This is a genomic window from Komagataeibacter xylinus NBRC 15237 (assembly GCF_001571345.1).
In the GTDB taxonomy this organism is placed as follows: domain Bacteria; phylum Pseudomonadota; class Alphaproteobacteria; order Acetobacterales; family Acetobacteraceae; genus Komagataeibacter; species Komagataeibacter xylinus.
Genome location: NZ_BCTP01000010.1, coordinates 45,835 through 59,866 on the forward strand (window position 1 = coordinate 45,835; position 14,032 = coordinate 59,866).

Genomic DNA, 14,032 nt, shown 5'->3' on the forward strand with positions numbered 1-14,032 from the left:
GTCAGAACGACAGGTAGAGGAACGCGACCACGCCGGCCCCTATGCAGTACCAGCCAAACGGGCGCAGTGCCCAGTCCTCATGGTCGCGGAAGTAGCGCATGAGGATGCCCGTGCAGACCAGTGCCACAACACCCGCCACGATGGCGGCAATGATGGCCATGTGCATCTGCTCGGGCTGGGGCGGGGCATGGCGCAGCTTCAGCGCCTCGAGCACGGTGGCGGCCAGAATGACCGGTTGCGCCATGAGAAAGGAGAAGCGCGCCGAATTCTCATGCGACAGGCCGCGCAGCAGCCCGCCCACGATGCACGCGCCCGAGCGCGACAGGCCGGGAAAGAAGGCGAGGCACTGGAACAGTCCGATCACCAGCGCCTCACCAAAGCCGAGGGCTGCAAGCGGGCGGTCGTTATGGTGGCGCAGGGTGGCGCGCATGCGGTCGACCACCAGCAGCATGACGCCATTGAGGGTGAGAAAAACGGCGGCGTAACGCGCCGTGCCGAACAGGTTGCGGATGGCGTGCTCGAACAGGCCGCCAATCAGCACGGCGGGCACGGTGGCCACGCACAACAGGGCAAGGATGCGGATGCTGTCCATCTGGCATGTCTCGCCATGACGGCCCGCAGCCCCCGTGAACAGGGCCACCCAGTCGCGCCAGAAAAAGACCAGAAGGGCAGCACAGGTGCCCAGGTGCAGCATGACCAGCAGGGGCAGGAACATCTCCCCATGCAGGTCGAGTGGCCAGTGCAGCATGGCCGGCACGATGGCCGCATGCCCGAGGCTACTGATGGGGAACTGTTCGGTCGCCCCCTGAATGATGGCAATAATGATAGCCTGTAGGAGTGTCATTGTCCCCCCGTCCATGACGCAGTAGAATGAAAAGATAAGGCAAGGTGTTGCGCCGTATCCCCCTCGCACTGCATTGCGGCAGCTTTCGGGACGGTGTGGCGCACAGGCGGGCAGGGAGCCAGCATGGCACGGCAGAGAAGTGGGGCGATCATATGCAGCGGGCTGGTCCTTCTGGTGGCGGGCGGGTTCTGTATTTACGCGCGGGCCTCACAAAGCGGTGGATCACATGATCGCTATCCCGTCGTGGCGCGTTTCGTTTCGGCCAACGGGCTGAAAGTGGGCGCGGATGTTGACATGGATGGCGTGCCCGTGGGACGCGTGACCTCCATTGCGCTTGATCCCGCCAGCTACATGGCCAATGTGGGGTTTACACTCGACCGCGCCGTGTTGCTACCGACAGATACAGTCATTTCAATCGGCAGCCCCACGCTTACGGCCGATACCGCCCTGATGGTCGAGGCCGGGCAGGCCCCCGACCGGATTGCGCCGGGCACGGTCATTACCAATACGCGCGAGCCGCTCAGCCTTGAACAGCAGGTGAGCAACTACATCTTCGGCAATGGTGGCCTGCCCAGTAATTAAATGGTCCTGTTGCGGCGGCATGGCGTAAAAAAATCATTCAGGAGGTCATGTATTGGCAGTCGTTCCTGAAAAAAAACGATGATATGGCAGGGACTGTCTGCATCAAACTCGGCAGGGCAGAAACACGGATCCTGTTTGAAATTCTGTTACGGGAATTGAACCACCCTGAATGTGGAAAATTTCAGGTTCCTGGCAATCCTGATGCAGAATATTGGGCCTTTGATGAACGGCGTGGTGCCCTTGGGCGTGTGCCGCCTGAACCTTTCTCCCCCGGTTATGACCAGTATCTGTCAGACGCCGCCCGTTACCTGATCTGGCGGCCATCACCGTAGCAGTAACGCTTCATTCACCATGGTTCTGGCCAGATTACCCTTACGGGGCACGGTATTGTCTTGTATGGCAGGCATGATCTGAAACCGCTTTTCCTGTCTTGAGGTCGTGATGACTGTGCCCCGGATTGATCCCTTCCATGCCATGACCATCAGCGCGCTGGCGCATGAACTGGCAGGCGAGGGGCGCAGCATCATTCATATGGAGTTCGGCCAGCCTTCAACCGGCGCGCCCCGTGCCGCGATCGAACGCGCCCAGCACGTGCTCGCCACCGACCCCATGGGGTATTGGGAAAGCCAGGCGCTCAAGGCCCGCATCGCCCGGCATTATCACGATACCTATGGCGTCACCCTGGCACCCGATCAGGTCATCCTGACCTGTGGCGCATCGCCTGCGCTGGTGCTGGCCATGACCGTCAGCTTCGTGCCGGGTGCGCGCGTGGCCATGGCGCGGCCGGGTTACGTGGCCTATCGCAACGTGCTGCGCGCACTGCACATGGAACCTGTCGAGATTGCGTGTGGGGAGGCCGAGCGTTTCCAGATCAGCGCGCAGGCCATCGCCGCCCTTGACCCGGCTCCCGACGGGCTGGTCCTGGCCAGCCCCGCCAACCCGACCGGCACCATCCTTTCAGCCAGCGAGATGCAGGCCATCATCGCGGTGTGCCGCGCGCGCGGCATCCGCATCATCTCCGATGAGATCTATCACGGCCTGAGCTATGGCGAACCTGCCCATAGCGTGCTGGAATATGACCCGCAGGCGCTGGTGGTGAACAGTTTCTCCAAATATTTCAGCATGGCCCCGTGGCGGCTGGGCTGGCTTGTCGTGCCGCCTGAAAAAGTGGAGGCTGCCCGCGCGCGCATGGGCAACCTGTTCCTGACCCCTGCGGCACTGAGCCAGCATGCGGCCCTCGTGGCGTTTGACTGCAAGGCCGAACTTGATGGGCACCTGGCCACCTACCGCCGCAATCGTGACCTGCTGCTCAAGGCCCTGCCTGAAATGGGTCTGACCCATATCGCCCCGCCCGATGGCGCGTTTTACATCTATGCCGATATCCGCCACCTGACCGATGACAGCATCGGCTTCTGCACGCAACTGCTGCGTGATACAGGCGTGACCACCGCGCCGGGTGTCGATTTCGACCCCGTGGACGGGCGACATTTCATCCGCTTCAGCTTTGCCGTGGCAACCGACCTGATCGAGGAAGCCATCCGCCGCATGGTCCCGTGGTTTCGCACGCAGGCCGGAAAGGTGCAGAACGCCCCTCATACGGCCTGATGCAGCCTGGCCTGCCGCGCGGCCGCCCGATGTTGGGGGGTGGCCCTGCTGGTAGAGAAAAGCGCAAGAATTGGTTCTGGTATTATTAAATTTTTATTATAATTCTATGGTCTATCTGGTTGGCAAGCAGGCTGTTGCGCAGGTGCGCTGCTGCAGGATAATCTTTTAAAAAATCACGATATTTTCTATAATTTTTTAAAATGTATTGTGAATTATGCCAGCCTCAAAAGTTTTTGGTGAAGCTTTTTTCAAAAAGCTTCAGAAGAGCGCGGCTTTACCTGAAAAGCCAGCGCCCCGGATCATGTATTTCCAAACACGGGCTGACGACCTCCGGCACATATGGCCGGTGTGCAGCACGTGTGCTCAGTCGTTGAGTGGATAGGCGGCCATGAGTTTGCGCTGGCGCAGCCAAGCGCGCAGCATGGCCATCGCGCCGCTGCTCTTCCAGCCCTCGCGGCGCTTCTTGGCGCCGATGCGGAAGGTCTCGCCATAATGCTCGAACTGCGTGGCGTAGGCCTCGCGCAGGGTGGTGCGCGCATCCCAGATATGGGTGGCCTCGGAGCCGACGCCATTGATCTCGATGATCTGGAAATCCTTGCCCTCGCGCAGATGGGCGAGACTCAGGGCCTTGGCATCGATGCGGCCAAAATGAAAATCGGGAATATCGCGCATGATCGCGTTCACCCGTGCCGTCAGTTCCGGCGTGATGTCGATGGCGCAGTCATGAAAGATCGAGCCCTTGCAGTGATTGCCCGCAAAGACCAGCGGCAGTGACTGCCCGGCAGGCGGCACTTCGTTCAGGCGGGGCCTGAGGCGGGGGATGTAGATGTGCGGCACAAGGCGGGTGCGCGGGTCGGCATGAAGCAGCTCTTCCACCGTGGACTGGCCATCGCCCGTAAGGCAGGGCACTTCCTTGTAGGTCAGCGAGGTGATGCGCCCCTCCGCCTCATCAGGGTGGCGGATATAGAATATGCCCACCTCATGCCCGTAGGGGATCAGGTGCTGGAGCATGACCGCAACCCCACGGCCAAAGGCCGCCAGCCCCTCGCGCAGGCTGTCGGCATCGCGCATGATGCGCACGCCCGTGCCGTTGCAGCCCACATCGGGCTTGAGCACGACAGGAAAGGACAGCCCCGCCCGCTCCATGGCGGCCAGCGCGCGGGCGGTGTCATTCTCGCCCGTGGTCAGCACCGCGTAGGGGGCGATCCACTGCCGGGCCTCGTCGCCCGCCATGTCCAGGATCGAGCTTTTGCTCTCGCCACACAGCCCGCCGGTCTCGATGCGGGGGTTGGCGGCGGTGGGCAGGCTGAAATCGCGGTAGCGCAGCCCGAGCATGATCCAGTACAGCACGATGGGGGTATAGAAGATCCAGCCGGGCCAGAACTCGAAGGCGGAAACCGTGGGGGCAGCAGGCTGCGCATCGGGCCGGCCGTTCACGGTGGTGGTGGTGTCGGTCATCTGGTCTCGTTACCCTGCAAACGTGCGATCATGCGGCTTATCAGAAGGATGGTCAGGACAAAACCACCCATGCCCGCCCATTTCCATGTTCCCAGATGATCAATCAGGAACTGCCCCACCTGCAGCGAGACAAGAAACAGCATGGTTGTCCAGATCAGCGTGGCCGCGATGGCGGCAATGCAGAACAGCCCGAACCGGGCATGGAAGAAACCACACGCGGTATAAAGCGGCAAGCGGGCACCGGGCACGAAGCGGCTGATGAACACGATGCGGAACACGTTGCGGTCGAACCACTTGCCCTCGCGCGCGCCGCCGGGCAGCGTGATCCACCGCCGCGCGGGGGGCCACAGGGCCGCCAGCCTGCCCATGCCATACAGCCCCATGTCACCCACCACGATGCCGATATACAGCGCCACCAGCGCCACCCACAGGACCACATGGCCGGTGCGCACCTGCATGGCGGTCAGGATCGTGGCCGCATCCTCCAGTATGAAGGTGCCGACGATGATCGCCAGCGCCTGCATGAAGGGTGAGGCGCCCGCCGCGGCAAGGAAGGCGGTCAGCGACGCGGGCATGTGGCGCGCTTTTGCATATCCGGGCAGGGCGGGCGGGGTAAACCGTGGCTGGGCAAGAACATGCCTTCTGGTCAGCCCGGCATGCGGGCGGGGCATGCGGGCAGGTAAAAAAGATCGGCCATCCGTCCAACGCGGGGCGGCGTCCGGCGTTCTTGTTGCATGCTTCGCCTATGGTCACAAACGCGAAATTATGTCGCATAATGTATCGCGCCACCCGCAAGGGGGGCATCGCTGCAAGTCAGAGATTGAAACGGGCGTGGTGGCGTGGCACAGCATCTGACATGCTCGTACGTCGTCGCCTCCTTCATGTCGCAGCCGCCTCCCTTGCCGGAGCAGGGGCTGCGTGGCTGTCGCCCGCGCAGGCTGCGCGCCACAAACTCCCCGTCGCACCGGCGGGCGGCGGCGATTACGCCAGCTTTCTCGCCACCATCCGGCGCGAGGCGAGTCGGCAGGGGCTGAACGCGCCAGCCGTGACGCAGGCGCTCGATCTGCAGGCGCCCGACGCGCAGGTGATCCAGCGCGACCGCAACCAGCCCGAATTCCACCTGAGCTGGGCGCAATACCGCAGCCGCGTGCTTGGCGCGCGCAAGATCAGCGACGGGCGCACAGCCTTCGCCGCCCAGCGCAGCGTGCTCGAGCAGCAGGTGCTGACCCGCTACAATGTCTCGCCCGGCGCGGTGATGGGCATCTGGGGTCTGGAATCGGGCTATGGCGCCATGACCGGCAAATTCAACGTGGTCGATGCGCTGTGCACGCTGACCTTCGAGGGCAGGCGGGCGCAGTTCTTTCATGATGAACTTTTTCACGCGCTGGCCATCCTCAACGCGGGCGACATCACGCCCGAACTCATGAATGGCAGCTACGCCGGCGCCATGGGCCAGCCGCAGTTCATGCCCAGCGCCTACGTGAAATATGCCGTTGATATCGATGGCGATGGCAGGCGCGACATCTGGCATTCCATACCCGACATCTTCGGGTCCATCGCCAACTACCTGGCGGGTTCGGGCTGGGTGGGGGGCGAAAGCTGGGGGCAGGAAATCACCGTGCCCGACAGCGTGGCGCAATCCGAACTCGGGCGCACCCACACCCGCACCCATGCGGAATGGATGGGCATGGGCATCCGCCAGATGGGCGGCGCGCCGTTTGACAATCCCGCCACGACCGGCGCGGTGCTGCGCCCCGATGGGCCTGGGGGCGAGGCTTTCATGGTCTATCGTAATTTCGCCGCGATCCGTCGCTACAATCCTTCCGATTTCTATGCGCTGGCCGTGGGCCTGCTCGGCAACGAAATCACGTGACGCCGCCCGTCACCCCAGCCGTGCGCGCGGCTGGCACCTACCGGACCAAGGACGCAATGCACACCCGACGTTTCCTTCTGGCTGGGGCCACCAGTCTTCTTGTCTCCTCTACAGCGCTTGCCGCACCCGCGGCCCGGCGCCGCCACCCGGCTGCCGGGCCTGCCGCTGTTGATGCGGCAGCGCCTGTCGTTGCGTCCTCGCCCGCCAACAGCCTGATCGGCCCGATCGACACCATCGCGCGCTGGGCGTGCATTGTCGATTACACCACCGGCGCGGTCATTCTGGAGAAGGCGGCCGACGAGCGCATGCCGCCCTCATCGCTGACCAAGATGATGACCGCCTACATCGTGTTCAGCATGCTGCGCGCGGGCAGGCTGACGCTGGAGCAGATGCTGCCGGTCAGCGAGAAGGCATGGCGCATGCAGGGCTCGAAGATGTTCGTGCCGCTCAATGGCACCGTGGCCGTGGCCGACCTGATCCAGGGCATGGTGATCCAGTCGGGCAATGACGCCTGCATCGTGCTGGCGGAAGGGGTGGCAGGCTCCGAGGACCAGTTCGTCAGCCTGATGAACACGCAGGCCGCGCAACTGGGCATGACAAACACGCACTTCCTCAACGTAACCGGCTGGCCGATGGACGGGCATTACATGTCCGCGCGTGACGTGGCGACCATCGCCATGCACCTGATCCACGATTACCCCGAATACTACCATTTCTTCTCGGAAAAGAGCTTCCGCTACAACAAGATCGCGCAGGAAAACCGCAACGCGCTGGTGGTCAAGGGCGTGGCCGACGGGCTCAAGACCGGCCATACCGATGCCGGTGGCTTCGGCCTGTGCGCCAGCGCCGAGCGCGGCGGCAACCGCGTGGTCATGGCCATCAACGGCCTGCCCAGCAGTAATGCCCGCGCCAATGAGGGCGAGCGCCTGTTCGAGTGGTCGTTCGTTAATTTCGAGAACGCGACCCTGCTCCATAACGGGGCCGTGGTGGACCATGCCCCGGTCTGGCTGGGGCAGGCCCCCTCCGTGCCGCTGGTGGCCACGCGTGATGTCACGCTCACCCTGCCGCATGGCTGGCAGAACCGGGTGCATGTGAGCATGGATTACCGCAGCCCCGTGCCCGCCCCCGTAACGGCGGGCCAGCAGCTTGGCGAGTTGGTGATCGCCAATACCGGCCTGGCCGAGATCCGCATTCCGCTGGTGGCGGGCGCCGATGTGCCGCGCCTTGGCCTGATGGGCCGCGCCACGGCGGTGCTGGGCCGCAAGCTGGGGCACGGCTAGGCCATGACCGGCCTGTTCATTACCCTTGAAGGCGGCGAGGGGGCGGGCAAGTCCACCCAGGCGCGGCTGCTGGCCGAATGCCTGCGCGCGCAGGGGCATGATGTCGACCTCACGCGCGAGCCGGGTGGCACGCCGGGGGCGGAGGCGCTGCGCGAACTGCTGCTGTTTGGCGGGTACGGCCTTTCGGCCCGTGCCGAGGTCATGGCCCATTTCGCTGCCCGCACCGACCATGTCGAGCAGCGTATCGCGCCCATGCTGGCCCGTGGCGGCGTGGTGATCTGTGACCGCTTTACCGATTCAACCGAGGCCTATCAGGGCTACGGCCTGAGCCACGGCGACCCCGCCATGCTGGGCCTGATCGCCACCCTGCGTGGCCTGATCCCGGTCGTGCCCGACCTGACCTTCATGCTTGAGGTGCCGCCTGCCGTGGCGCAGGCCCGCCTGGCCGGGCGGGGCGATGGCCGCACCGACCGCTATGAGGCGGAAGGGGCCGCTTTTCATGCCCGCGTGGCCGGGGGCTTTGACGCCATTGCCCGGCGCGACGCCACGCGCTGCCGCCGCATTGATGCCAGCGGCACGACGCAGGACGTGCAGCAGGCATTGCGCGACATCGTAACCCCGCTGCTGCCCCATGCCTGACCCGCGCACCTGCCGCCGCCTGCTTGGCCATGATGCGGCGTGGCGGGAATTCCAGGCGGTCATGCGCACGGGGCGGCTGCACCATGCCTGGCTGTTGACCGGGCCGGAGGGCATCGGCAAGGCCAGCATGGCCTTTCTCATGGCGCGCGCCCTGCTGCGGGCCGAGAACCATGACAGCCCCGTGGGCCGCCGTGTCACTGCTGGCACCCATGCCGACCTGCTGGTCATTGCGCGCGGCATGGATGAAAAGCGCAACCGCCTGCGCCGCGAGATCGTGGGGGATGACATTCGTCCCATCGGCGCCTTCCTGCGGCGCACGGCGGCCGAGGGCGGCTGGCGGGTGGTGATTGTCGATGGCGCGGAATACATGAACCGCACGGCGGCCAACGCCATTCTCAAAATTCTCGAGGAACCGCCCGAGCGCGCGATCCTGATCCTGACCACCGCCGTGCCCGGCCGCCTGCTGCCCACCATCCGCAGCCGCTGCCGGGTGCTGGGCCTGTCTACCCTTGATGAAGCGATGATGCGCGCGGCACTCGCCGCCATGCCCGATGCCCCGTCCACGGAGGCGATCGAGGCCATCATTCCCCTTGCGCATGGTGCGCCGGGCAGGGCGCTCGAACTGCTTGGCGGTGATGGCCCGGCCCTGTCGCGGCTGGTGGCCGGGGTGATGGAGGGCACGGCAGGCGAGGGGGCGGAGTACGACATTGCAGCGCAGGTCACAAAACGGGAAAATGACTTTTGCGTCTTTTTCGATCTGCTGTGTGATGCCATATCTCAAAAGGCACGCGCCCTGGCCGCCAGTACGGACAGGGTGCAAACAGCGGATCCGCGCCCGGCCCGTCTGGCCCTGCTGTGGCAGGACATGATGCGGCTGCGCGCGGAAACCGAACAGTTCAATCTGGATAAACAGCAGGCGGTCCTTACGGCCCTTGCGCGGGTGAGTGAAACATGACACGGCGCTACTACGTCACAACACCAATCTATTACGTGAACGGGGCGCCTCATATCGGCCACGCCTACACCTCGGTCGCAGCCGATGCGATCGCGCGTTTCAAGCGGCTGGCGGGCTTTGATGTCTTCTTCCTGACCGGCACCGACGAGCACGGCCAGAAGGTGGAGCAGGCCGCCGAGGCAAAAGGCATGCAGCCGCAGGCCTTCGCCGATGCAGTCGCGGCGGACTTTCGCGATATGTATGACACGATGGACATCTCCTACGATGATTTCATCCGCACCACCGAGCCGCGCCATGTGCAGGCGGCGCAGGCCTTGTGGAAGAAGCTTGAGGAAAACGGCCACATCTACCTCGGCGCCTATGAGGGCTGGTACGCAACGCGTGATGAATGCTTCTATGGCGAGGAAGAACTCATCGACGGCCCCGACGGCAGGAAGGTCGCCCCCACGGGCGCTGCCGTCGAGTGGGTGAAGGAACCGTCCTATTTCTTCAACCTGTCCAAATTCGGTGACAGGCTGCTGGAACTCTATGAAACCCGCCCCGGCTTCATCGAGCCTGCCAGCCGCCGCAACGAGGTGAAGAGCTTCGTGAAGCAGGGCCTGCGCGACCTGTCCGTCAGCCGCACCAGCTTCAACTGGGGCATTCCCGTGCCGGGCGACCCGAAGCATGTGATGTATGTGTGGGTCGATGCGCTGGCCAATTACCTCTCGACCGTGGGCTATCCGGACGAGACGGCGGCGCGGTGGGCTTTCTGGCCCCCCAACCTGCACCTTGTGGGCAAGGACATCCTGCGCTTTCACGCCATCTATTGGCCCGCGCTGCTCATGGCAGCCGACCTGCCGTTGCCCGAGCGCGTGTTCTCGCATGGCTGGTGGACCATTGAAGGCCAGAAGATGAGCAAGTCGCTGGGCAATGTGGTGGACCCGCGCGACCTGGTGAAAACCTTCGGCCTCGATGCCATCCGCTTCTTCCTCATGCGCGAGATGCCCTTTGGCGGCGATAGCGACCTCAGCCGTCGCGCCATCATCATGCGCATGAATGTCGAACTGGCCAATGACCTCGGCAACCTTGCCCAGCGCACGCTCTCGCAGGTCGCGCGCAACTGCGAAGGCAAATTGCCAGCACAGGGCAAGCAGACCGATGAGGACCGCGAACTGCTGGCCACCGCCAGCCTGCTGCCCGACATCATGCACCAGCAGATCGACCGGCAGGCCCTGACCGATGCGCTGGAGGAAGTGTGGAAGCTGATCCGCGCCTGCAATGCCTATATCGACCATCAGGCACCGTGGAAGCTCAAGAAAACCGACCCAGAGCGCATGGCCGACGTGCTGCGCGTGCTGGCCGATGCGCTACGCATCATCGCCACCGTGCTCCAGCCCTACATGCCCGGCAGCATGGACAGGATGCTCACCCAGCTTGGCGTGGAAAAGGGCGAGCGGGATTTTGCAGCCCTCGACACCCCGCTGCCCGCGGGCCGCGCGCTGCCCAAGCCGGAGGGCGTGTTCCCGCGCTATGAGGAGCCGGAGGCATCATGACCCGCACGGGACTGACCGACTCCCACTGCCATCTCGACCACTTCTCCGATGAGGAAATGCCCGAAGTCCTGGCCCGCACGCGCGAGGCCGGGGTGGACGGGCTGGTGACCATCGGCACAAGGCTGTCACGCGCGGACCAGCAGAAGACGCTCGCTACGCTTGATACGCCGGAACTGCGGGTATGGTGCACCATCGGCACCCATCCCGACCATGTGGACGAGGAGGCACTGCCGACTGGCGCCGAACTCTCGGCCATGGCGGATGACGCCCGCGTGGTGGGTATTGGCGAGAGTGGTCTGGACTATTTTCACGGCCAGGAGGACATCCGCCCCCGCCAGCAGGAGAGCTTCCGGGTGCATATCGACGCCGCCCGCCGCACCGGCCTGCCGCTGGTCATCCACACGCGTGAGGCCGATGACGATACGCTGGCCATATTGCGTGACGAGACCGGGAAGCACGGTGCGTTTCCGTTCCTGATCCACTGCTTCTCATCCGGGCCGGAGCTTGCGCGCGGCGCGCTGGAGCTGGGCGGGTATATCAGCTTCTCGGGCATCGCCACTTTCAACCGCGCGCAGGCGGTGCGCGATGTGGCGGCCTTCGTGCCTGCGGACAGGCTGCTGGTCGAGACCGATTCGCCCTATCTTGCCCCGGTGCCAAAGCGCGGCAAGCGCAATGAGCCGGGTTATGTGGCCTATACCGCCCGCATGCTGGCCCAACTGCGCGGCATGGAGGATGCGGCATTTGCCGAGATGACCACGCGTAATTTCAGTCGACTGTTTACACAGGCGGTATAACGGCATGGACATGATCATACTGGGCTGCGGCGGCTCATCGGGCGTGCCCATGCTGGGCGGGCCGGACGGAGCAGGGGATTGGGGCGAATGCGACCCGACCGAGCCACGCAACCGCCGCACGCGGGCTTCCGTGCTGATTGATGACGGGCCGGGCCGCAGGCTGCTCGTTGATACAGGGCCGGACCTGCGTGCGCAGTTCCTTGCGCAGCGCATCGGCATGATCGATGCCGTGGTCTACACCCATGCCCATGCCGACCATATTCTGGGGCTTGATGAACTGCGTGCCATCAACCGCATCATCAACGGTCCGATTCCCATCTACGGCACGGCGGCGGTGCTGGACGAGATCCGCACCCGCTTCGATTACGCCTTCCGCCCCTGGACGCCGCCCGCCATCTTCCGCCCTATCTTCGACGTGAATGTCGTCAGCCTGCCGTCCACGCACGTCATTGCGGGGATGGAGGTGCAGCTTTTTGCCCAGACCCATGGCCGCACCGAAACGCTGGGCCTGCGTGCGGGGCCGATGGCCTACTGCACTGACGTGGCCGAGATGGACGAGCACGCCCTTGCCGTGCTGCATGGGGTTGATACGTGGGTGGTGGACTGCTTCCAGCGCGCAACCCACCCGTCGCATGGCTGGCTGGAGCGCGTGCTGCAATGGCGCGAGGTCATACAGCCGCGCCGCACCGTGCTGACCCATATGGGGCCGGACATGGACTGGGCGTGGATGCAGGCCAACCTGCCCGCGGGCGTCGAGGCGGCGTATGACGGCCTGCGCCTGACAGCATAAAGGATGGCCTGCTGGCTGTTTTTTTGCCCCGCACGGGCAGAAAGCGCACGAAGCCCGCGCGTAATGCTTGCCAGCGCCCGTTTAGCTCCCTAAGAGGGTGCGCCAACGGTCGGTGACCCGAGGCGCGGGGTAGCCGCCATCTGCTGACGAGGGCCCTGCATCATGTCTTCCATCTCAAATAACACATCGACTTCCCGGCTTGAGGACCGCATCCGCGAGGCCCTCGCCTTTGATGACGTGCTGGTCGTTCCCGATGAGTCGAGCGTACTGCCTTCGCAGACATCGACAAAAACCCGGCTGACCCGCAAGATCACCCTTAATATTCCGCTGATTTCCTCGGCCATGGACACCGTGACCGAAGATAACATGGCCATTGCCATGGCCCAGAACGGTGGCCTTGGCGTGATCCACAAGAACCTGACCATCGAGCAGCAGGCCGAGCAGGTCCGCCGCGTCAAGCGTTTCGAATCGGGCATGGTGGTCAATCCGGTCACCGTCTATCCCGACCAGACGCTGGCGGAAGTGAACGCCACCATGTCGCGTCATGGCATCAGTGGCCTGCCGGTGGTCGAGCGCGAGACCAACCGCCTCGTGGGCATCCTGACCAACCGCGACGTGCGCTTCGCCACCGATCCCGCCCAGCGCGTGTATGAACTCATGACGCGCGAGAACCTCGTGACCGTGCGCAACGGCGTGGACCGTGACCAGGCCCGCCAGCTCCTGCACCGCCACCGCATTGAAAAGCTGCTTGTTGTTGATGACGAGGACCGCTGCATCGGCCTCATCACCGTCAAGGACATGGACCGCGCGGTGCAGTACCCGCAGGCCAACAAGGACAGTCTCGGCCGCCTGCTGTGCGCTGCCGCCACCGGCGTGGGCGATGATGGCGTGGCCCGCGCGCGCGAACTGATCGCGGCTGGCGTGGACGTGGTGGTGATCGACACCGCGCATGGCCACTCGGCAGGCGTGCTGAAAAGCATCGAGCGCATCCGCGCCATCGAGAACGATATCCAGATCATCGCGGGCAATGTCGCAACGCCGGAGGCGGCGCAGGCGCTGATCGGCGCGGGCGCTGACTGCGTGAAGGTGGGCATCGGCCCCGGCTCCATCTGCACCACGCGCGTGGTGGCGGGCGTGGGCGTGCCGCAGTTCTCCGCCGTGATGGAAACCTCGGCCGCGTGTCATGAACTCGACGTGCCCGCCATTGCCGATGGCGGCGTGCGCACCTCGGGCGATATCGTGAAAGCGATCGGCGCGGGGGCCGACGTGGTCATGATCGGCTCGCTGCTTGCAGGCACGGAAGAGGCGCCGGGCGAGGTGTTCCTGTACCAGGGCCGGACCTACAAGTCCTATCGTGGCATGGGCAGCCTTGGCGCGATGTCGCGCGGGTCGGCCGACCGCTACTTCCAGCAGGACATCAAGGACACGCACAAGATGGTGCCCGAGGGCATTGAGGGCCGCGTGGCCTACAAGGGGGCGATGGGGGCCGTGGTGCACCAGCTCGTGGGCGGGCTGCGCGCGGGCATGGGCTATACCGGCTCGGCCACCATTGCCGACCTGCAGAGCCGCGCGCGCTTCCGCCGCATTACCGGCGCGGGCCTGCGCGAGAGCCATGTGCATGACGTGTCCATCACGCGTGAAGCCCCGAACTACCGGCAGGACTGATCCTGCCGGCCT

14 protein-coding genes are annotated in these 14,032 nt (G+C 64.5%); 11 read left to right on the top strand and 3 right to left on the bottom strand.

Annotation, left to right across the window (positions count from 1 at the left end):
• Position 1: 1 nt before the first annotated feature.
• On the bottom strand, positions 2-844 hold the full coding sequence (locus GXY01S_RS06235; RefSeq protein ID WP_061273181.1) for an undecaprenyl-diphosphate phosphatase: 843 nt from the start codon (positions 842-844) through the stop codon (positions 2-4).
• Positions 845-967: 123 nt separating this feature from the next.
• Between GXY01S_RS06235 and GXY01S_RS06240 the strand changes: the two genes are divergently transcribed.
• From GXY01S_RS06240 to GXY01S_RS06250, 3 genes are all read left to right on the top strand, one after another.
• A complete protein-coding gene (locus GXY01S_RS06240) occupies positions 968-1,426 on the top strand; it encodes an MlaD family protein (protein WP_061273184.1) in 459 nt (152 codons plus the stop codon).
• 47 nt (positions 1,427-1,473) lie between these two features.
• On the top strand, positions 1,474-1,758 hold the full coding sequence (locus tag GXY01S_RS06245; protein ID WP_061273187.1) for a hypothetical protein: 285 nt from the start codon (positions 1,474-1,476) through the stop codon (positions 1,756-1,758).
• Between the two features lie 109 nt (positions 1,759-1,867).
• Positions 1,868-3,031, top strand: coding sequence for a pyridoxal phosphate-dependent aminotransferase (locus tag GXY01S_RS06250; protein ID WP_061273190.1), 1,164 nt, complete (start codon positions 1,868-1,870; stop codon positions 3,029-3,031).
• Between the two features lie 363 nt (positions 3,032-3,394).
• Here the strand turns inward: GXY01S_RS06250 and GXY01S_RS06255 are convergent, their stop codons facing one another.
• Together GXY01S_RS06255 and GXY01S_RS06260 are read right to left on the bottom strand one after the other, a co-directional pair.
• Positions 3,395-4,489 (bottom strand): hypothetical protein, encoded by a 1,095-nt coding sequence (locus GXY01S_RS06255; protein ID WP_061273192.1) that lies wholly within the window; start codon positions 4,487-4,489, stop codon positions 3,395-3,397.
• Positions 4,486-5,064 carry a DedA family protein gene (locus GXY01S_RS06260; RefSeq protein WP_061273289.1) on the bottom strand — a complete coding sequence of 193 codons (579 nt, stop codon included), beginning with the start codon at positions 5,062-5,064 and terminating at the stop codon, positions 4,486-4,488. Before GXY01S_RS06260 ends, GXY01S_RS06255 begins: the two co-directional genes overlap by 4 nt.
• A 281-nt stretch (positions 5,065-5,345) precedes the next feature.
• Between GXY01S_RS06260 and GXY01S_RS06265 the strand changes: the two genes are divergently transcribed.
• From GXY01S_RS06265 to guaB, 8 genes are all read left to right on the top strand, one after another.
• Positions 5,346-6,362: a lytic murein transglycosylase gene (locus GXY01S_RS06265; RefSeq protein WP_061273195.1), complete on the top strand. Its 1,017-nt coding sequence runs from the start codon at positions 5,346-5,348 to the stop codon at positions 6,360-6,362.
• A complete protein-coding gene (locus GXY01S_RS06270; RefSeq protein ID WP_061273199.1) occupies positions 6,359-7,642 on the top strand; it encodes a D-alanyl-D-alanine carboxypeptidase family protein in 1,284 nt (427 codons plus the stop codon). Before GXY01S_RS06265 ends, GXY01S_RS06270 begins: the two co-directional genes overlap by 4 nt.
• A gap of 3 nt (positions 7,643-7,645) precedes the next feature.
• On the top strand, positions 7,646-8,281 hold the full coding sequence (gene tmk / locus GXY01S_RS06275) for a dTMP kinase (RefSeq protein ID WP_061273202.1): 636 nt from the start codon (positions 7,646-7,648) through the stop codon (positions 8,279-8,281).
• Entirely contained in the window at positions 8,274-9,236 is a 963-nt protein-coding gene (locus GXY01S_RS06280; RefSeq protein WP_061273205.1) for a DNA polymerase III subunit delta', read from the top strand. Before tmk ends, GXY01S_RS06280 begins: the two co-directional genes overlap by 8 nt.
• Positions 9,233-10,771, top strand: a complete 1,539-nt coding sequence (gene metG / locus GXY01S_RS06285; protein WP_061273208.1) for a methionine--tRNA ligase — start codon at positions 9,233-9,235, stop codon at positions 10,769-10,771. Before GXY01S_RS06280 ends, metG begins: the two co-directional genes overlap by 4 nt.
• Positions 10,768-11,565 carry a TatD family hydrolase gene (locus GXY01S_RS06290; RefSeq protein ID WP_061273212.1) on the top strand — a complete coding sequence of 266 codons (798 nt, stop codon included), beginning with the start codon at positions 10,768-10,770 and terminating at the stop codon, positions 11,563-11,565. Before metG ends, GXY01S_RS06290 begins: the two co-directional genes overlap by 4 nt.
• Positions 11,566-11,569: 4 nt before the next feature.
• Positions 11,570-12,355 carry an MBL fold metallo-hydrolase gene (locus GXY01S_RS06295; RefSeq protein ID WP_061273215.1) on the top strand — a complete coding sequence of 262 codons (786 nt, stop codon included), beginning with the start codon at positions 11,570-11,572 and terminating at the stop codon, positions 12,353-12,355.
• Between the two features lie 162 nt (positions 12,356-12,517).
• Complete coding sequence (gene guaB, locus GXY01S_RS06300) at positions 12,518-14,020, top strand: IMP dehydrogenase (protein ID WP_061273218.1); 1,503 nt, start codon at positions 12,518-12,520, stop codon at positions 14,018-14,020.
• Positions 14,021-14,032 lie beyond the last annotated feature (12 nt).